Annotated in this window: 16 protein-coding genes; 3 read left to right on the top strand and 13 right to left on the bottom strand. The window is 29.7% G+C overall.

What is annotated here, in order from left to right:
* Positions 1-534 precede the first annotated feature (534 nt).
* The 3 genes from DMB71_RS05225 to DMB71_RS05215 form a co-directional block, all read right to left on the bottom strand.
* Positions 535-1,956, bottom strand: a complete 1,422-nt coding sequence (locus tag DMB71_RS05225) for a coiled-coil domain-containing protein (protein WP_111364262.1) — start codon at positions 1,954-1,956, stop codon at positions 535-537.
* A 70-nt stretch (positions 1,957-2,026) separates the two neighbouring features.
* Positions 2,027-2,635: a hypothetical protein gene (locus DMB71_RS05220; protein WP_162614783.1), complete on the bottom strand. Its 609-nt coding sequence runs from the start codon at positions 2,633-2,635 to the stop codon at positions 2,027-2,029.
* Between the two features lie 259 nt (positions 2,636-2,894).
* Positions 2,895-3,092, bottom strand: coding sequence for an ATP-binding protein (locus tag DMB71_RS05215; RefSeq protein ID WP_262510404.1), 198 nt, complete (start codon positions 3,090-3,092; stop codon positions 2,895-2,897).
* Between the two features lie 420 nt (positions 3,093-3,512).
* Between DMB71_RS05215 and DMB71_RS05210 the strand changes: the two genes are divergently transcribed.
* The gene (locus DMB71_RS05210) at positions 3,513-4,604 is read left to right on the top strand and encodes a hypothetical protein (protein WP_111364256.1); all 1,092 of its coding nucleotides are present in this window, start codon (positions 3,513-3,515) and stop codon (positions 4,602-4,604) included.
* Positions 4,605-4,611: 7 nt separating this feature from the next.
* Here the strand turns inward: DMB71_RS05210 and DMB71_RS05205 are convergent, their stop codons facing one another.
* The 10 genes from DMB71_RS05205 to DMB71_RS05155 all read right to left on the bottom strand — a co-directional run bounded on the left by DMB71_RS05205 (position 4,612) and on the right by DMB71_RS05155 (position 18,152).
* Positions 4,612-5,076: a JAB domain-containing protein gene (locus DMB71_RS05205; protein ID WP_111364254.1), complete on the bottom strand. Its 465-nt coding sequence runs from the start codon at positions 5,074-5,076 to the stop codon at positions 4,612-4,614.
* Positions 5,077-5,502: 426 nt separating this feature from the next.
* Positions 5,503-7,821 carry a hypothetical protein gene (locus DMB71_RS05200; RefSeq protein ID WP_111364252.1) on the bottom strand — a complete coding sequence of 773 codons (2,319 nt, stop codon included), beginning with the start codon at positions 7,819-7,821 and terminating at the stop codon, positions 5,503-5,505.
* Between the two features lies 1 nt (position 7,822).
* The gene (locus DMB71_RS05195) at positions 7,823-9,028 is read right to left on the bottom strand and encodes a hypothetical protein (RefSeq protein WP_111364250.1); all 1,206 of its coding nucleotides are present in this window, start codon (positions 9,026-9,028) and stop codon (positions 7,823-7,825) included.
* A gap of 156 nt (positions 9,029-9,184) precedes the next feature.
* The gene (locus DMB71_RS05190) at positions 9,185-10,480 is read right to left on the bottom strand and encodes a hypothetical protein (protein ID WP_111364248.1); all 1,296 of its coding nucleotides are present in this window, start codon (positions 10,478-10,480) and stop codon (positions 9,185-9,187) included.
* Positions 10,468-10,896: a hypothetical protein gene (locus DMB71_RS05185; RefSeq protein ID WP_111364246.1), complete on the bottom strand. Its 429-nt coding sequence runs from the start codon at positions 10,894-10,896 to the stop codon at positions 10,468-10,470. Before DMB71_RS05185 ends, DMB71_RS05190 begins: the two co-directional genes overlap by 13 nt.
* A 95-nt stretch (positions 10,897-10,991) precedes the next feature.
* A complete protein-coding gene (locus DMB71_RS05180) occupies positions 10,992-12,569 on the bottom strand; it encodes a UvrD-helicase domain-containing protein (protein WP_111364245.1) in 1,578 nt (525 codons plus the stop codon).
* On the bottom strand, positions 12,566-14,407 hold the full coding sequence (locus DMB71_RS05175) for an ATP-dependent nuclease (RefSeq protein ID WP_111364243.1): 1,842 nt from the start codon (positions 14,405-14,407) through the stop codon (positions 12,566-12,568). The genes DMB71_RS05180 and DMB71_RS05175 overlap by 4 nt, the downstream gene beginning before the upstream one ends.
* A 311-nt stretch (positions 14,408-14,718) precedes the next feature.
* Positions 14,719-16,455 carry a DUF4209 domain-containing protein gene (locus DMB71_RS05165; protein WP_111364239.1) on the bottom strand — a complete coding sequence of 579 codons (1,737 nt, stop codon included), beginning with the start codon at positions 16,453-16,455 and terminating at the stop codon, positions 14,719-14,721.
* Positions 16,456-16,530: 75 nt separating this feature from the next.
* The gene (locus DMB71_RS05160; protein ID WP_111364237.1) at positions 16,531-17,775 is read right to left on the bottom strand and encodes a relaxase/mobilization nuclease domain-containing protein; all 1,245 of its coding nucleotides are present in this window, start codon (positions 17,773-17,775) and stop codon (positions 16,531-16,533) included.
* Positions 17,763-18,152, bottom strand: coding sequence for a plasmid mobilization protein (locus tag DMB71_RS05155; protein WP_111364235.1), 390 nt, complete (start codon positions 18,150-18,152; stop codon positions 17,763-17,765). Before DMB71_RS05155 ends, DMB71_RS05160 begins: the two co-directional genes overlap by 13 nt.
* A gap of 529 nt (positions 18,153-18,681) precedes the next feature.
* Here DMB71_RS05155 and DMB71_RS05150 point away from each other — a divergent pair.
* Together DMB71_RS05150 and DMB71_RS05145 are read left to right on the top strand one after the other, a co-directional pair.
* Entirely contained in the window at positions 18,682-19,959 is a 1,278-nt protein-coding gene (locus tag DMB71_RS05150; protein WP_111364233.1) for a hypothetical protein, read from the top strand.
* A 140-nt stretch (positions 19,960-20,099) separates the two neighbouring features.
* The gene (locus DMB71_RS05145) at positions 20,100-20,867 is read left to right on the top strand and encodes a hypothetical protein (protein ID WP_111364231.1); all 768 of its coding nucleotides are present in this window, start codon (positions 20,100-20,102) and stop codon (positions 20,865-20,867) included.
* The last annotated feature ends 84 nt before the right edge of the window (positions 20,868-20,951 follow it).

Genomic DNA, 20,951 nt, shown 5'->3' with positions numbered 1-20,951 from the left:
AAAGGGACAAAGAAGAAATTTTCCTCTTTGTCCCAATTAGTAGCGGGAACAGGACTCGAACCTGTGTCCGCCGTGGCGGATATGAGTTCGACAAGCTGATAAATTTTGAATAAAAAAACACCAGCTTTTTCAAGTGGTGTTTTTCTTTAGTAGCGGGAGCAGGACTCGAACCTGTGTCCGCCGCGGCGGATATGAGTCCGACAAGCTGAGAAATTTTGAATAAAAAAAACACCAGCTTTTTCAAGTGGTGTTTTTCTTTAGTAGCGGGAAGCATTCAATTATCTAACCACTTTATTGAAGATTATTGTAGTTTGATCGCATTCGCATCATAATTTTGTGTCCGCAGGGAAAATCAAAATGGTTAAAAATTATAGAGAGGATAGTTAATAGTACCATTTTTAATTACTCCATCGGTCAATATCCTGATTCTTTATAAAAAAACTGTTCCCCACCTTTCGCTTTCTATCAATGGAATGAAGAAACAAGTTTGATTATATGAATAAAAATCAGTTGATCTTTCTTTTTCATTTGTAATTAATTTAATTTTTGCTTTTCATTTTCACTTTTAGTAAGTGCATTTTCAATTTTATGTGATTTTTCTTCAAGTTTCTTCTTAGTATTCGATTCAAGTATTGCAGCTACTTTTCCTAATCCAGGTATTCCATCTAATTTATCAACTGCGAGTTGGAATTTATAGCTTTGTTCAAGTGCTTCCATTACTGGGTGATCAGAGGACTCGTAATTAGATATAAGTTTACCAGGGTTCTCAGATGTAACTTGAAGAAAATTAGACAACAATCTATATTTTAATTCGGCTGTTTGCTCATCGTTATCTAAATTATTTATTTGTTTAGATAGGCCTTCGTAAGTTTTGCTCAGTACTTCTTTGTGTGCATATTCTTCAATTAACCTTTTTGAAAGGTTTAATTTTTTGTTTGCAGAATACGTAAACCATAATATAGGAATGTACATAGGAATAATTCCTAAAACCATACGAGGAAGTTTAAAAATTACCTGATCTAATGATTCACCACGAGACATCAATACAATGCTTACAATAAAAGGTATAAAGCTAGCTGCTATCAAAAAATAAATTCCATTTGAAAACCTTGTTTGCATTAAGCTTAAATTAGTTTCTTCTTCTTTTTTCTTTGTAGAAAAAGCAGAGCTTAAGCCCGCTGTTAATGCTGCTGGTAGTAAACTAGCTATTTCTTTATTTATTTTTGAATAGTTTGTTTTATGTTCTTCTTCGAAGTTCTTATAATTAGCTTCAAAATCTTTATTTATTGTATGAATTCTAACTTCCGCTTTTGTAAGCTTTTCTTCTAAATCATCATAGGTGGTTTCTAATGCGTCTTTTTTACCTTCTACTACTACAGTTTCTCCATCTTCATTTTCATCTTCATATCCAAAAAGTTCTTGATAATATTCATCAATTTCTTTTTTTCGAGTATTAATTGTTGTCAAAGAAGTTCTTGACTTCGATAAATTACTTTCAATATCTTCAATAAACTTGCTAATGCCCTCTAATTTTTCATCCAAATCAGGATATTCTGTCATAAAATCGTTTAGATACTCTATATTTTCCTTTAGTTCATTATAAGCTTTATCAAATTCTTCATGAGTATTTTCAGCTTTAGCCTTAAATTCAATAACCAACTCATGATTTTTAGAAATACTGCTTAATAATTTCTCTGACTCAGCAAGTTTCGAGTTAATTTCTCCAAGTTTTTGATTTGCTTCTGTTAATCTTTCTTCAGTCTTATTCCTAAATTCCGCTGCCTTACGTGAGTGTTGAGCTGCTTCGCCTTGCGATTCAGAAGCTTTCTTGACTATTTCACCTCTAATACTCCTATTATCAGCTTCAAGCCTAACTAACCTATCCCAAATTTTTTTTCTCTCATCTTCGAGATGCTCTATTTTCTTTCTTGCTTCTTTGTCGTCAAATAAACCCATATGTTTTAAATATTATAATTTAATAAAATTACATTCCATAGTTTATATAAAAAACTATCGAAGTAAAGATTCAGCTTTTCCAGAGGTTGCAAACTGCTTGAATAAGGACAAAATTAATCGACCCTCTTCTTCCTTTTTTTCTTTCTTCGGATAGTTCAGTAAACAGGTTATTCATCGATTTTTCTATCTCATCTTCTTTTTTTGTAACAATTTTTTGCTCATTTCGACTTCTTTCAAAAGCATCTTCTGGTTTGCAAAGGGTTGCTCTATCTCGCAACAGCATACAAACATGATGAGCATCTCTAATATCGATAGTTGTCTGCAAGATGTAATCGTAGAACCTATAAAAAATATGATTTTCATCGTATTCAGCCCATATTTTTTCTCTTAATAGCAATAGTTGTTGATACTGTTCATAAGTTTTTTTTGTTCTAGTGAGAAAAATCATGTATCTATATTCCTCAGGAGTTGGAGGATCTATATTAATTCTCTGCCTTTCAATGATAACATCATCTGTTATTTCTCCTTCAAATGTTATAGGATCTCTGATAGACCTAATCATCCCCATAGCACTTCTACTATTGGCAAAAATTTCAATTCGAAGTTCATGTTTTTTCTGCTGTTTCCAACTTGATAAAGCAACATATGCGATTATACTAGTTACGATTGTCGCAATCATTGTCCAGAACTCGTAATTACTAAGAAAAGTCATATCTATGTACACAAACAAATTAAATTAATAATGATTAAGCAAATTTGAGTTTCTCACAGTGAGAATTAATATTGAGTAATGTTCTTATTTTTAAGTGTATTATATTGATTAATATATCAGCCGCCATACCCCCATTGCGCCTCACACTCAGGCACGGGAACTTACCCGTTCATCAACATAGGTAATTACCAATCACGTAATTGAGCGAGTTCTTAGTTGATTAATATTAATCTTCACTATTATTTTCAATTTTTCTTTGGCATGGAACAGCAATAATCGTCATACCCGCTTCGTCATACTTGTTCACTCCATAGATTATAACTCCACCATTAGAATTTGCAAAAGCAATAACATCTTTTGAATTTTCGTTTTTTTTCTTGTTTGTGCTTGAAATAGAATCAGCAACTTTATAATCTAAGTGTATGTTTTCTTCTACACCATCAAATATATAATAATAAACTTATAAATCATCAGAAAGACTTTGGTTTGTAGAATGCTTTTAATAGTGACATGGATATAATTTTAGTAGTTTTTACTACGGAATTAATCAATTTTAAGCTCAATTGCACAGCAAGCAATAACTGCAACATCCAATACTTTTTCCAAAACACATTTGAAAAGCAAAGCTTCAGAGAAAATTGAGATTTCTATTTTAAATGTCAATTTCTTGAGCCACTTTTCTTAGGAACTTGATAAATTATATTTTGTTTACTCTAGCATCTTGCAGTTTGAGTCATAAACAATTTTGTAATTTAAGCAATATCTGATATTTATCAAGACTTTAATTTTTTCTGATAAAATATGAACTACCTTCCTGCCGTTTTGGGTTGTAAACAAAGTGCTTATGAAAACAATCACGTTTACAAGGGAAGAATTATACGATCTGGTTTGGAAAAAGACCATGGAGCAGATTACAAGACTCTATGGCATATCCAGTTACAGCCTTCGTGCCGCCTGCGCAGAAATACAGGTTCCCCTGCCTTATGCCAGCTACTGGGTACAGGTCAGGTACGGCAGGGAATGGAAGACAAAACTGCCAGAGAATTATACGGGATCACAGACAGTGGAGATCCTGAAAAAGAAGTTTGAAACTGAAAAACATATACCGATTCCGTCTCCTATAGTAATGCTTACAAGAGAAATTGAAAAAGATCCGAAGGCTCCCCTTGAAGTTGGGGAAAGACTTAGCAAGCCTCATAGACTCATACAGATTACTAAAGATAACTGGGAAAAACGAGACAAAAGCAAAAGTTACTGGGAGCCGAATAGGGAAGGACTATTCTTGCACGTAGCTGATGCGCTTATGCCCAGGGCATTACGCTTCATTGATGCATTGATAAAACTGCTTGAATACCGTGGACATGAATTAAGAAAGAACCAGTACGGCTATACGGTCGCAGTGGTGGATGGCATCGAAATCGAGGTGCATCTTCGTGAAGCGAACAAACGTGTACCTTCGAAACAAGGATACAGCGCAACGGAACTAATACCAACAGGTGTATTTGTTTTTCAAGTGGGAAAATATTCCGACCAGAAAGAATGGCGAGACGGTACGACACCCTTGGAAGGAATACTTGCGAGGATTGTTGCCAAGCTGGAAATAATGGCAGAGAAGGAAAAGAAATGGCAGGAAGAAAGCCTACTGCGCCAAATAGAACGGGAAAAACAGGAAGCCATTGAAAGGAATAAAGCTGAGAGAAAGCAAAAAGAGGTGCAGGATTTCAAAGCCTTGCTTGAGGAATCACAAAGATTTGATGAGGTGACGAAAATACGGAATTATGTAAAAGCTGTTCAAAAGCAGGCAACCCCATTAGATGATCAGACTCAGCAATGGATAATTTGGGCTGAAAAAAAGATCAACTGGATGGATCCCCTCATATGTGCTTCTGATGACATCTTTACAGAATATGACTTAAAGCAATATAAAAAATGGTAAATGGCGCCTACAAGGCGCCTTCATCCGCAAAGGAGTAATAAGTCTCCGAGGTTATGATTAGATGATCCAGCAGTTTTATATCCAGCAGTTCGCCTGCTTGCCTGATCTTTGCAGTCATATGTTTATCTGCTTCTGAGGGGCTTGTATTTCCTGAGGGATGATTATGTGTAATCATAATGTTTGTGGCATTTGCTTTCAGGGCTGCCGAAAATATCATGCGAAGATCTGCTATAGTTCCTGTTATTCCTCCTGAGGACATTTCGTAAAGTCCTAAGGCTTTGAAAGAATGATTCAGAAATAAGATCTTAAATTGTTCAAAATAATCTATCTTACCCTGATCCCATGAGGATTTCAAAAGTAAGTAAGCGTCTTTAGATGATTTGATCTGAGGTCTTTCAGAGGTTTTAATTTTTGATTTGTAGACTAATTCAATTTCCGATACAATCTGCCATTTCTGATTTAAAGTTTCCATAATTTCTAAATTTTAAAATTAATTATGGAACATCAGTCGGAAATCATCCAGCAAGCGCAAAAAGCAACGCAATAAAGCAGGATTTTTATCCTGCATTTATGGGGGAATTTTTTGCAAGCGCCCGCAGATGATTCCCGAACTTTGTGACTAAATTAAATGAGATATTATAATAATGTACCTTATAGTATAGTCAAAAAACAAATTCAATTTATAATACTATGGTTCGAATCCCTTCGGGGTCACATTAAAAACTAAATTGTAAAAGATTAATACTTGTTCAAACTTTTAAATTCTAGCGACCTTGGCGGTACAGAATTCGAACCATTTATTACAAGATCTAAAAATTATAAATGATTTATAATACATAATTTTTCATCAGATTGGAAAAGTTCAGTTAATTTAATTAATCCAGAAATTTTATAATTACTATTTAATTGTAATTTCATCTATAATCTTTTTTTGTATAAATAAGCCAAAACATTTAATAATATCATTATTACAATTAACATTTAAAAATTCTAGAATTTCTACTAAATGATCAGTTTTAAGAGATAGCTTTCTGGTGGCTATGGCATATAAAAATTCTAATAATGCCTCTCCTTGTTCTTCTTCATGATATTTTATTAATGTTTCCAGAATGTTTTTCATTTCAAAAGACATTTCATAATCAATAGAATAGCTTAGTTCATCCGCTGTAGCACTTCGAAGTATTGAAGCTTGTATTATTCCATCATTAAATCTATTAAAATTAGCTGGAGATAACAAATTTCTAACAAATGATGACTGGCATAAAGACTTTTCAATTTTTTCAGAATTTCTTAGACTATTTACAATATTAGATATAGTAAAATAAATATCGGACTGATTAACATCTTTAACATAGTTGTCGAAATTCCAAAACGCAAAATTGTTTCTTAATTGCAAATTTTTATATGGTTTTGAAGTAACAACATGATAAAACAATTCATTACTTAGCCCTTTTAGAGTGTTACTGTAACTATTATTTATAAAATCTTTCCTTTGGTTAAAGTATATAAGAGAATTAGTGTCATTTCCTTCATCTTTAATTAGTGAAATCATGTCTTTTAAAAAATCAAGTTCTAATAGCCATGCACTTTTTTTCGATTTGTTGAGACAGGAAATACTTTCAACTTCAACATAGGTACTAGTCTCAGGGCCATAATTACCTTGTTTTAAATTACTCTTTAAAACTCTAAGACTATTTGAATTATTCATTCTTGATACTCCTACAAAATAAACAACTCTAAGTTTTTCAAAATTTCTCAAAGCTCTACTCAAATACAATAAATTTTTTCCATTTGAAATGCATGATCCTACTACTAAAACACTGCCATTACAATCTTTAGGAATTTCTTTTGATAATTTTGCATCCTGACTAATCAACAAAGGTTCTTTGCCATGCTGATAATTATCTTTTATTTTGTCTAAAATATATTCTGATAATTCTCTAGAGGAATTGTCTTTTAAATGGATAATAAATCTTGTATTACTTGGTACAAATTGATTTATATACGCATCTAATTTATTTTTATATTTAATATATCTTGTAGATTTAATTCCTTGTAGTATCTCAGAATAATCAATATAAATTTCATACTTGTTGGTCGGGTCATTCTCCTTGTAATTTGTTTTAAGGACGGTATTTTTATAATTTAAAGATTTAAATTGTTCAACAAATTTTGATAATTTTTTATCTGCATCATCAACACCAATTAAAATAGAATTTATACGGGGCTTTTCTAGTAAGAAAACATCCCCTGATACCTCAACGGGATACGAACCTGTTTTGCATAGTTGGCAATCTTCATTTTTATATGACCTATATAGTATCAAACCATTTGGGTTATTTTCTTTATTTTCAGTTAGATTGCATAAAACGTTTTCTTTTACCTCAGAGATTCTATTGTCCATATCTAGGAAGTACAAGACAACAATGTTAGATCGACTTAATTCCGAATGAACTTTAGTTATATAATTTAAAATATTACCTGATGTTGAAGCTGAAATTAATAAGAGGGCATTGTTTTTATAATTTAAATCATTCTTATACAATCCCTCATAAGAACTGAAACTTTCTATATGTGTAAGACTTGGCTCATCAATAAATCTATTTTTAAGTTCGCTTAATGCTATAGCAATTGCATTAATGGAAGAACTATCACAGTAAATTTGAGAATGCCTCTCTTCATCATAATATTTTAATAATGAAAATGCAATGAAGTAAATTTCACTACTATAAAGTAATATATTCCCGGTTCTTAAGAACTTATCACAATGCTTTCCAGAAGGAAAAACATAGTGGTGTGTCCCTTGGGTCTCAACTAATCCACCTCGTTTTATAAAAATATTTTGTAATCCTTCATTAAACAATTTTTCTTCAAAAGAATTAGGAAGTTTGATATCTCCATTAATTAAACTGAGATTTCTATTACGATCAAATGTAAATATATGCACGTTTTCATATAATGAAGTTTCTTCCCTTCTCGGTACCCCTTTAAATGTTTCTTTCTGATTATCAACAAATACCTCCATTAACCTTTCAAATAAATATTCTCCTCCGATGACAAAAATTTTATCTGTCTGGGAGTGGTTTTGATAAAACTTTTTTATTTCATCTGATAAATTAGTTTCGTTGATTACACTGTTATTACAAAAAATTACTGTGGATGAGATAATATTTGATTTCTCTTTAAAATCAAACTTATATATGTAAAAATTGTTCATATTAGGCTAGATTTAAGGATAATGGATAAATTATTGTAATTACTGAACCTGACGCATTTACATATTCAGTAAAGTTGTCTTTATCATCAGTTCTCCAATCAAATAGCTCCATTTCATTATCTGTATCGGTTTCTTCCAATTTTAAAGGATTTAAAATTAAATTTCGATATAAACATGTACTTCCTGTTTTTATTCTGAAAAATCCTTTTCGATTAAGAATATTTAAGATTCGATCTAAACCCAATCCTTTGTCAAATCTGTCAAGTCCCTTAGCAGATGTATTATGTTTTATGAGACATTTTTTAATAATATCGATGTTATTTAGTTGAGTATCGTTATTTAATGCTTTATATTTTTGGACAAATCCAGCACCACTATCAAAGACAGATATTTCTAGAAAATATATCTCACCTTTATCATTTTCTTTTAATAAATCGCTCTTGAAATAATCACATACAGCATTGTTACTATTGTACTCTTGAATAAGCTTTACTCGTGTCTTTTTATAGAACTTCATTAATAACCCCCTAATATTTGGATCATATGGAACACCCGTTTCATTATCCTTAGCCCATTCAAATGTGTTTTTCATCAATTCATATATGATTCCATTTAATTCATATTGCTCTTCAATATAGTTTTTTCTTGTAGTTGCGTCATATTTTAAAACATCGTTATGTATTGTAGTCTTTAGACTTTCTAGTAACTCGTTTTCATTTGAAATGAACTCTCCATTTCTCTCAAAACATGGTAAAATGCCTTTATTTTCAGATAAATGATCAAAATTCGTAAGCAACAGCTTTTCTCCTTTAAAAGCTTCAACCTTTTTCATTTTAAGAAAAGTAGCATTCTGCATAATCTTTAGATTATTACGTAAACTATTATTACCTGATTTATCAAAAACACCGTTTGTATCCCAAACCAAAGAAATAATCGGAAAGATAAACTCGTTTTCATAAATATCTCTAATCATATCGTCTGAAGGATTTTCAATATCAAGTCTGAGTTTACCAGATTGGTTGTATCTAATCCAAGTAGATATGTACTGAATTAAACTGGGTGTAATACCTAAGTAATTCTTTTTTAACATGATAGGTATTATTATATCAATTAAATAATTATTCTTAATTGCGTCGTATAATTCAGTATAGAGGTGGTCAATTTCTATAAGACCAATATTTTTGTCAACTTTGATTATTTTCAGCATGTTTTATATGTATTTTATCATTTTATAAAAAGTGATCCCGCTATTAAAAGATTGTGTAAAATTGTTGTTTAAAATTTCTTAGTTGCAATCGAAATTCAACATAGAAAAATAGAACCTTTTGCAAAAGAGTAAAATGTAAATTGCGAACTTCAAGTTTTAAAACGGTAAATCATCCGATTCCTTAAATAAACTTTCATCTGTATCATCGAAAAAACTTGTTTTTATTGTTCTTCGATGCTTTTCAGACTTAAATTGAATGCCGATTTCTTTATTCTCTTGATTTAAAAAGTAGTCATGATTAAAAGAATAAATTTCAATTCTATCGTCAAGGATTACGTGAAGGTGATTTTCATAATTAATTGATCGAGGATAGATTCTCCATCTGGTTATTGGACCTTCAATATTGAACACATTACCATCACTTTGTATAACAACTAATGCATTTTCGCATTCTACAATGTTACCAAAATAAGCTGTTCCACCATTTACTACTTTACCTTTCCACGCATTAAAATTTACACTTTTTAGGCGATTGAATTTATTTTCTCCTTTTTCTGGATTTGCATAATTATTATATTTAATAATTTCGAAACCACCTTCATTAGCTTTATATAATTTATCTTCAATACCCCAGCTAACAAAATGTTTTTTGCTTTTTACATTAAATATTTCATTATCACCTATACTAACATCAAAATCTCGTAAAGCTTTATCATTATTATTTCGATCTTTCGTCATATTCCATTTAAACATAGCTAAGAAAGAATTTTCTATTAAAGATGAATTATATATATTTAAATATGAATAATTAGAAAAAGACGAATGATTTTCGCTTACTTGAAATATAGGTCTGTTTTTCTCAATTCTTTTAAGATTACTGGGTAAACTAGTAGCCATGTTCAACTCAAATAGTCCATCACTACCTCCTGATAAAGCCAATTGTGGATATTTATTTGCTTTTATAGATAATAGATTGCAATCCCACAATTTTGTAGGCCTAGAACTGACGGGAAATTTAGCAGACTTTTCTCTATGGGCAGAACTAGTATAAAGACCTTTTTCGTGTATGAAATAGAGTTTGTTACTGTAAATCTCAGTATCGGTAGGTAAAATCCCAGTAGGAATATCTTGTTGACCAAATAAATATTTTTCAAGTTCAACTTCGCTAATATCAAAAGTTAATTTATGGATCGAATTAAATTTATTTAATAATAGATTTTTAAAATCTTCATCTTTAAAGAGCTCTATGAGGGAGGATTTATATAAGTAATTTCCATCTAAGAAGCAAAAAGTCATTGCAATTTTATCAGTTTCTTTTCTAATAAACGATTGTACTAATTCATTCCAATTATAAACCTTCAGAACACCTTCAAATGTCCATAAATATAGTCTGCCACGGTAAATTTGACAGTCATAGTAGTCTCCTTGAATTGTGATCTTTACAGGTAGCATAATTGACCTTGTCTAATTTTGTTCATCTTTGCTTTTGTGATATAGCCCAGATCAACCCATTTTTTTAAAATTTCTGTTGTTGGTCTATCTTGCGAGTTAGCCATGTGATTTGCTGGGTATCCATGCCAAACATTTTTTTTATTACCATCTACAAATTTAGCTAATTTTAATTCTTCTTTCATACTGCTTAAACCTAGAACCTTTAAGTTTGAATTTTCATGTTTTAAACCCCAAGCCTCAACTCCATCTTTCCAGTTGTTACTAATAGTTTGTATAAAACAATCTATTTCTTCTTTAAAATCTATTAACCAAATACTTTTATTCATATTTCCTGTTCTTCTATGTTGTGAGGAAATAATATATATACCATCAATGTGTTCACCTAAATCAATTTCAGTATCTGCTTTATATGTCATTTGAAATAATATTAGTAGTAAGTTTCAAGAAACTTAAAATGTTTTATTTATAAATTTAATTCTCATTTAATTTAGTAAGTAATCTGATATTGAACTTAAATCAATTTAACACCTAAATTTTCAAGTCTTGCTTTATTATTTAAATTTAGTTTTTCTAAACATCCAATGTAAAGAGCTGTCTTGGCTCTGCTAAAAGCAACAAATCCCAATCTATAATGATCGTCAAAAGCTTTTATCTTATTTTTGGCACTATACTGTATAGTAGTTCTATTATTGTGATCTGTTTCGAGCCATAAACTTAGTTCTTTGTTATCTTTTGCAACAACTAAAACGCAAGTAGCTTCCAATCCTTTTGATTTATGAATGGATGTTGTGAAATCTGTCAATTTGGTCGATATTTTTTTAAGCTTTAAATTTTTTAAATCTTCATAACACTTTTCAATATTTAACAAATTGTTATTTATATTAAGATGAAGTTCATTTGTTAGAAATTTTTTAAATTCATTAGAGTTTTTAAAACTTGCCTTCCATAATTTAATTGCCAATATTCTCAGTTGAAGAACATTCAAATTGTATTTTTCACAAACTTGTTTATGATTACAATCTTCGATCTTTGTTATAATTTGCAATACCTCCGAGAGTATGTGATTTGGTTTTGTAGTTTCATTGGAAATTTTTGACAAATTCATTTGTTCATATACACCGTCGAACATCTTATTTTCGTACGCTAGGTAAAATCTTTTGAAATCATTCTCTCCTTCCCACTTTATAGTTTTGTCTTTAAAAATTTTAACGACTTCTTTCAGATCTGATTTAGTTATGTAAAAAACTCCATCTTTATCAATAGTAGAAAAACTGGCATTTTGTTGTAATTGCGTATTGAAATTATTTATAAAATTTGTAATCTGAGAACTACAGCGGTTATTAATTTTTTCTTTTAATATTTCATATTTATTTTGATGGTGAACTATTGGTATTTTAGAGAAGTCTTTAAAACCTGCCGAGAAATTTGATATAAATTGTTCCGCATCACCTACCTTATATATCATAGTTTTTTTAGATTTTCTAATTTGGTCAAAAACTTCAAATTGCTGATTACTTGCATCTTGAAACTCATCAACAAATAAAAATTGCAATCTATTTCCTAATGCTTCGCGTATAACTTTATGATCTTTAATCAAAATGGATGAAATACTTGCTATTTTATCAAATGGAATCTTTCCACTTTTTAATAAATTATTTATAAATGCATTTTCATATATTATTTTTTTGTGAGGTTCTAATGTACTCCAGTTAGTGTAACTTGCTTTTAGAATCGTGTTTAGTTTTTTGTCATCTAATTCAAAAAAAATCTTGTCTACAGCAATAAAATCTTCTTTTATTCTATTATTTTTTTTGTCAATTGTAACTTTAGGTAATAAAGTTGCATAAGGTAACACCAAAAATTTATTAAAAAATGCATAGGTAGTTCCAATAAAAACATTTGGGGGTATTTTTATTTTTCGACTTAATTTTTCTTTAATTGAATTGGTTGCAGCATTGGTGTATGTTATTGCAACTAAAAATCTATATGGTTCTAGTTGAGGTATACTCCTCACAATTTCGGTAACCATGTTTGTTGTTTTACCACTACCAGCACCAGCGATTATTAACTTAGGTTTCTCGTTTTTCATGTGGTAAGAAATTTTAAACCTTTTTCAATATAGGATGGTACAATTACTGAATCTAAATTATTATTCATTTGATCTAAAAGATTAAATGCAAATTCTGACTTATAGTTTTCAATTTCATCAAAAAAAGAATTTACATCTAAATCTGAATTACCAATACTAATCTTATACGTTGAAACATTTTTTCTATTGCAGAGTTTTGTCTTTGTTTTTTGAAGTGCCTCTAGAAGAGTATTTTTGCCAATCCCTGATTTATTCGCCTCAATTAAATCTTTTTCAAAAGTTTCTTGATTAGTAATCTGTACATCTATTATAAATTCTTTAGAATAAGCTCTTTTAAGAGCAGGTGCTCTATTTTTAGTTCTTTTAGTAAAATCACTATCAGTAAAAACTACACATTTTATAAAAAAACCATTTTTTATTATTTTTAAAAAATGAGAAAAAGAAACTCCGTTCACATTTATAACATTACAATTTTCTTTTTCCAGAGTACTACCTGTAACTTTTTCAAAAAACTTGGGAAGTAATAGCTGTTCAGCTATACCTTCAACTAGGATGATTTTACGCGAATAAAACATTGTAGATTTCGTTGCATCTAAGTACTTCGAAAGGTAATTGATACTATCTTTATCTTTGTTTAAATCCAAACCATCTAGAATGTAATGGGATTTAATTTTTATTCCTTCTTTAAATAATACCAAAGTATTGGCTAATTTAAGATTTGAAGAAATATGGGTAGAATGAGAAGTTAGAATAATTTGTAAGTGTTTTTTATTATAACCAATATTCTCTATATTTTGTGACAAATGATTTTGTAAGTTCGGGTGCAAATGTGCTTCTGGCTCTTCAATTGCAATAATTCGAAAAGCAGTAAAATCTCTTATACTTTGTTCTGCTTTAAATTTTTGTTCCTCTACTATTTGAGAAAGAAGTAAAGTAATGTATAGAAGATTATTTCTTCCTAATCCATTTCTTTCAACACTTATAGGATTCGTACCATAAGTTAAACTTAACTTTTTTAAAATTTCAGATGTTTCAGGCGAACTAAAATCAAAATCAATTTCATTAACAGTATTTTTATCTGTTAATGAAACTTTATCAAGAAGTATGTTTACATCTTTTTTTATTTCTAGTAAATTGTGATTCTTTGTGATTTCTTCATTTAAACTACTTAGAACGTCTTTAATTTTAGAATAATTTGATGATTCTTTTCTATTTAATATTTTATAAAGAAGACGGTTATCACTATTAGCAACTAACTCCTTTTTGGCGTCACGCAATGCGTCTAAAAATTCCATTTTTAACATGCGCAAAAAATAGAGGTCACAGCGATTTGAACTATCATCTCCTCCAAAAATATGATATTCATATGAATCAATTGGAAAGTCAATTTTATCGCAATTTAGATCGGGGGATTCCCTTTGTTTAGCTATCCAATCATCTTTTTTAAAACTTAGTTGAGGCGCAAATTCGTACGTTATCTTAGCTTTAGATAATTGCCTGTCTATACACCAATCAGCTACGATCGCGGATTGTTCATCTAAAAAATCAGTTAATGTAACTTCTATTTTTACAATAGGTAATTCAATCGCTGTAGTAGGTAAATTTCTATTAGCTACTTTCCGTTTAAATTCCATAATTGAATCATAATTGAAATCATCAATTTCTAAAAACCTTTTTTTGAAAATAGTAATTTCTTGACTAAATATAAGTCCTATAGCATTTAATAAATTTGTTTTACCAATATTATTTTCGCCAATAATAAGAGTGAATGGTCGCAAATCAAGCTCAATATTGGAGAAATTCCTATAATTTTCAATCTTCAGTTTACTTATATACATATCCTGGTTGTAGTTATCTATAGATCATTATATTCATAATTTTTACGAAAAATTATTTAGCTCTTTTTATTGACAAATAAACTTTAAAAAAAAACTATTACTTTACGGAAAACCATAACAATTAAAGAAATATAATAAATAAGTACAACACGTATTTATACGTATATTTCAGTTTGAACAATTGGTCAATTTGCTCTTTAAGTTTACTAATTTTGTAAAAATCGTTAATGGCAACATATAATGAAGTATGAAAAAAGGATGAGCATTGCTCATCCTTTTTTTTTTCAACAGTAAAGTTTTGAAATTTAATTTCAATTTTCCATTTTATCTTTAAATTCATAATCTCCTAATTTTAAGAAAGCACAAATTAAAAGCCACATTAATGAAGCGGAATAGTCTTTTGGAGTATAAAAACTATGTGCAATATTGTTTCTGAGATTTAGCCCTTTAGAGGTAAATAAGAATTTAAAAAATGCAATATCATCTTCTTCAACTGCATCCATAAATTTTTCATTATCTAAAAGCTTATCGAAATTAATTCGCATTTCTGTATTTAGATCTTGGGCTTCAATTATTTGAGCTCCAATTAAATTTGAGAATTCTCTTAAAACTCCTTCAAATTTCATTGTTAATGAATCAATACCAACGATGTAATTTTCTCGAATATGAGTTGAGTTTTGAATATCAATTTCTGATTGATTAAAAAACAATTTTAAAGGTGGTAAAATAAATTCAAGCCATTTATATGAATTGTCATTACCATTAATTTCATTTTGTTTTTTAGTAATATTATACCATGAATATTTTTCTAAATATTCTTTTAAACTTTTATAAGTAATTTTTCCATTCCTTTGACCTTTAGTAAATATTTGTTTTAAATGTTGTATTGTGAAAGCTTCAAAATGGAAACGATAAGAATTAATGCCTTGATAGTTGTTTAAACTTAAATTTTTATTTTTATCTAACGATATGCTTGTTATAAAATCTAGTGATTGTGGTCTTATAAAATCCTCTAAAGTATTAGCTCTCGGATATAAATTCTTAGCACTTATTAGATAATGATATATCATTTCACTTGGTTGTTGTTCAGTTAAATTAGTAGAAAATTCATCTAAAGTTTTATAAAGTTTGTCTATCTCAGGACTGCTTTCAGTGAATGTTACCTTTTCTAATTTTAAATCATTTTTTGAATCTTCAATTAATTTAGAGACCTTATCTAATTTTTCTTTATTAGCTGTTTTTTTAAACATTTTCATTGCTGATAAATAATAAGTGTGGTCTGCAAAGTTATTACCTTGTTTTTTAGCTTCTTCGATATAGAAATCACCTAATAAATTTTGATATTCCTTTTGTGACTTATTAAGTTTTTGTGCTAGTGAAATAGCTAATTTTAAATATTCTTCTCTGTCGTTCGGAAAATTATTTTCATTTATTTCTTTTAAGATATAACTAAAGAAAAATTCTTTAGTCGGCTGATTTAACTTCATTGTAGATAAAGTAGAATCCATAAGAAGAAATGCAGTAAAACCTTCACTAGCAGTTAAATATTTTTTCACTAATTCAATAACTTCGTTTTGATTATATTTTACCTTTTCACTTAAAAAGATAAGATTATCAAAGAAATTTATAAAACCAATATTTTCTTGGTTGTCTTCTTGATTATATTGAATTGAATTAATAAAATTTAAATAGCTGTCAATTGCATCTGTTGCATAGCTTTTGTGATTCGTTTTTAAATAAAGCAAATGGGAATATTTTGCTTTATATTTATCATTAACACAATTAACTTTCCTTTGTTTTAGATAATTTAAATCATCAAATGCTGATAAATTAGGGTAACAGTTTTCTCCATTTTCAAACAGCGGGATATATCTTCCTTTACTAAATTGAAAATCATGAAAGCATATTTCAAAAGTACAATTTTTCCTTTCATCTTCCGAGTTTAGCTTAAGAAATAAAGGTTTTAAATTACTTGATAGCCCCATGTGTCTTTTGTAAGATTTATCGTCATTTAAAAAAGAATAATATTCTTCAAAGTTGTTGAACATTTTATTTAGGTTATTTGATATATGAACAAAGATATGAGACAAAGTTAAGGGCTCAATTATGCTCTATTAACTTTTTTAAATTCCTTTGTAAAATCTCTTTTTCTTTTTTGGTTTAAATTGTTTAGAAACATAATCATTTACTTTTTCACCACGAAGAAGTATATCTGCAAGATTTTCTTTTACATAATCTTGCGATTCGATATTTTGAAAGTTTTCTGACGCCATTGAATTGGACTTTTGAAATTTCCTTTCAAGTGTAAGAATGTTCATTGCACAGCTTTCCTGAATTCCTTTTGCACTGAATTCTTTTCCCAGACTGCTTCCGTTGAAAACGGATCTGGTTTTGTGGTCAATATAAGTTATTCCATAAAGCTGTCCTTCCTTGCTTTTTCTCAGTATCATGTGAATGCTTTCTCCTTCTAATGCTTTGGATAATTTTTCGGGAGAAAATATGCTTTCACGATAGAAAGCCAGTTTTATGGCATTCTTCACATATTTTTTATAAGACTCTTTCTCTGACTCATTAGACTTAAACTTTCTTTCCAAAAACTTTAAGGTAGGTCTGCTGTAGAATTCGCTGGCTTTTATCGGCACACCTATCGGTTTAGAATTCTGGTCAAGTATCTTGTAAAGCAGTCCATTGTTTTTAAAAACTCTCGATTCCTCAGTCCCTCTGTCAGCATGAACATTATAGAGGTTTAGAACTGCATTGAGTTCAGGCAGGCTTGAATATTTATAATCAAATAGAACCTTATTCAAAACTGAATTAATTGCTTTTCTTGACTCTGCTTTTCCGTATTCAACTCTGCCGACACTTATCGGTTTTAAAGTGAAAACTTCTTTCTGTTTTCTACCTTCCGCTTTTACCAGCCCAAATATATCTTCAGTTTCTTTTCTTGCAGGTTCTGATTTTTTAACGCCTATCAGATGCAGATCAATTCTTTTCCCGTCTCTCTGGATATTATTTGTGACTACGTGCAGATGAGGATGTCCCGCATCATGGTGCTGATAGACCAAATAGGGCTGTTTCCCAAAACCTATTTTGTCCATATAAGTGTCCGCAATTTCAATCAGCTTTTCTTTAGAATGATTTTCCGACGGATCAAAATTGAGCGATATGTGAACGCTGTTCCGTTTTGTGTTTTCATTAAGCGAAGACAGGTTTACAAAACGGTTCAGTTTCTGGGTAAAGCTTAACTTCTCCAATTCCAATGGATAGTTTACGGCATTGATGCACTCAGCCACTCCTTCCTTAACTTTGTTTTCGTTATAGTTGAGAATGCTGTTTATTGAACGGCTGGTTTTTATCACTGCAACCATCGCTCAGATATTTTTTGGGTGTGACTGGAAACTTCTTCCATTTTATCAAAAAGCTTTTTTCTCTGCACTTCAAACAGATAAAGATGCCCTTTGAAGTCGGGAATCATTTTCAGTGTATTTACTTTTCTGGCAATCTGGTTGATGTTGTTTCCAATTGAACGGAGTTCTGAAGAAAGCACGACGGTTTCTTCCATAAGTTCGTCTAATGACTGGTTACGGTATGTGCTTGTGATCGGTCTGCTGAATAAGTGTTTTCGAATATAATCGCTTAATTTTCTGCAGGTGCTTGCTTTGAACTGGCTTTCAATTTTTGCATACTCTTTCTCTGTCAGGCGCAGGGTTATTCTGCGTGATCTGTTTGAATTTTCTCTTTCCATTATTTTTCCTTTTCATTGTTTTCAAACTCTCTTCTTTTAAGATTCTCCACCGCCGAGTTCCGAGGCAATAGGTGGCAAGATAGGCGGTTGTCAGACAACCGTACATCTTGCCGATTGCAGGAACGTGGCAATCTTTAGAGATTTTTAAAAGCAGGCTTCTAATTTAAAGAAAATATTTAAAAGTATCATGATCAAAATATGGTCATGATAGCTGTAGGCTGTTGCAATTGATAAATGCTTAAAAAAAGAAAAAGGAAAAAAAGAAAGCATTCAGACAAAGGATATAGGTATAAGATGTGCTATAAATCCCGAAGGGTGACAGAAGGAGGAACGAAACCTGACATTATGCGCACATCTTATACCTATATCCGTTAATTTTGCTTACCTTTTTTTGTTTGATTTTTTTGAAAAATAATTCTAATTTTATGGGAAAACATAATTGCTTTCAGTTTTTTTATGTAGTATTGTGTTTACACAAAAAAATAGAGGGAACATAAAAGTTACAAGCTAGTTACGGTATAAAGTATATATGACTACACAAAAAGAAATAAAATTAAAGCATAATTCAGCTTATTATAATTTCGAACTTTTACGGGAGTTGGATTATGTAATTGGTGGTTATGGTAAAGCATCCCAAGAATTTATTTTCAACTTTAATAATTTTGTTGAATCATTCATTTTAAATGAATATTTCTTGTTATCCAATCAAGAATGGGATCATCATTTTTTAACCTCAAAAGTTACATTTACAAAGGGCAGACCAATAACAAATTTAGTTTTAACTCACAAAAATGGTATGCAAATTAGGGGGTTTCCATTTTTCATTAATATGGGAAAAGTTTTATATGCAGAAGATGTTCCAATCAATATTGACAGAAAAGACGAGTCCAAGTTATATGTTGATTTTCAAGATAAAAACAAAGACTACTTAATTGGAAAATATTTCCAACCAAAAAAGTTTGAAGATTTTGAGGTAAAGTACCCCGTTTTAATGGCTCACTATTCGGAAAGTCAAAAAAAAGATACCAAAAGATTTGTTGTAATTGAATGTTCTACCACGCCAAAAGATTTACTGTCAAGTCTTTACAAGTCATTGCCTGATAATAATTTTCAAACAACAATTCCTTTAACTGGGTTTAAAGCTGAATTGGAGATAAACAAAGGTCTTGGGATTTCTAAATCAACAATCGAAACCTTAAAAAAACTGCACGATATTAACATCGAAGAATTAGTGAAATTTAGTGGTTATAGAAAAATTCCTATTCCACCTTTAGTTCCCATTCTTTTATCTCAATGTAAAACAATTGATGATATACCAGATAAATTATTACAATTAAGAATCGATTTTCAAGAATTAAGAAATTCTTTTTTTAATTATGAACAGAAAATTTCAGAATCAAAAAATCTTAAAGAACAATTTGCAATCTACAAGGAATATAGTAGTTTTTGGGAAGCATTCAGCAGAAAGAATAAAATTAGTACTAATAGACTAATGTTTCATTTTTGGGATTTAGGAAAAGAATCGAATATAATAGATTCTGTTGAAAAGGTAGTCGATACAGGAAGTTTTGATGATTTTGTGGGAGATTTAAGTTTTACAAAAATGGGTGCAAAAGGAGTTGGTATAGTAATGGATTATTTCAAAGACAGAAAAGCCTTAAACAGATTTAAAGGGGTAACAAATTTATGGGACTTATTTCAGAAATCACCAACTTTAGAAAATCAAGTAAAAGATTTTGAACGAATTTTTGGAATAAAAGTAGATATTAATGCTTTAAATAGAATAGCTAAAACTTTGAATAAATAACTATAAATAAAAGAAAATTAAAAATTCTAACGTAATTGAAATTTAAAATCAATAGGGTTTAATTTAGCTCAATTCCACTGTAGTAATTGGATTTTAGTAATAATCTTCAAAATAACTTCAAACAAAATAAAAGATACATAATGAAAGTTAAAAAAAAACTTTTCAAAAAGCTCCTAAGTGATTTAAAAAGTATACCTAATTCAATTGACGAATACAAATATATTGGAACAGGAAATCCATATTCTGATATTTTAATAGTTGGAAAAGAGGCGGCAATATCAAAAGGATCAGAACAGTATCAAAGAGAAATCGTGGATAATTTTAATTATTGGAGTAATATGGAAGAATATGATTCTAAAGATATTATAGAAAGAGATTTAGAAAATTATTCAGCTTTATATCCATATAAAGGGCAAATTCTGAAAAAAGATAATGGGAAAAATTGGGGGACAAGTAAAACGTGGATAAATTATCAAAAGTTAATCAACTATCTCTTTGATAATAATGAAAACAGCCTAATCAATTTCCACGAGAAATCGTTCATAACTGAAATAAACTCAACTCCAAGTAAAATAACAGCAAACGCTGACATTGAATCAATTCCTTTTAGAAAAAAACATATTTTAACTTCTGATTACTTTCAAAGTTTTTCTATTGTAATTATTTCAGGAGTTGGATATTTTGAAATATCTGAACATAACAACGAAATTGAGCAGATCTTCAACGTAATTTTTATGGAAAAAAAATATGCTGATAACGAAAAAAAAAGTCAGCCTTATTGGATTCATTGTAATAAACAAAAAACAAAAATTGTAATAAACACATATCAATTAAGTATTGGTGTCGCTGAAATTTTATTGAAAGAAATTTCAAAAGAAATAAAAAATGCTAACTTATTAAAGAGATGATTAATAGTTAAAGCCTTATTGAGGTAAATAAATATTCTTAATAAACCAAAAAGAGACATTTAAGTCTCTTTTTGTTGTTTGAAT

The sequence above is a fragment of the Flavobacterium tistrianum genome (genome assembly GCF_003254545.1).
Taxonomy (GTDB): Bacteria; Bacteroidota; Bacteroidia; order Flavobacteriales; family Flavobacteriaceae; genus Flavobacterium; species Flavobacterium tistrianum.
Note: the sequence above shows the minus strand (reverse complement) of the source record. Positions and strands in the feature narration are given on the sequence as shown.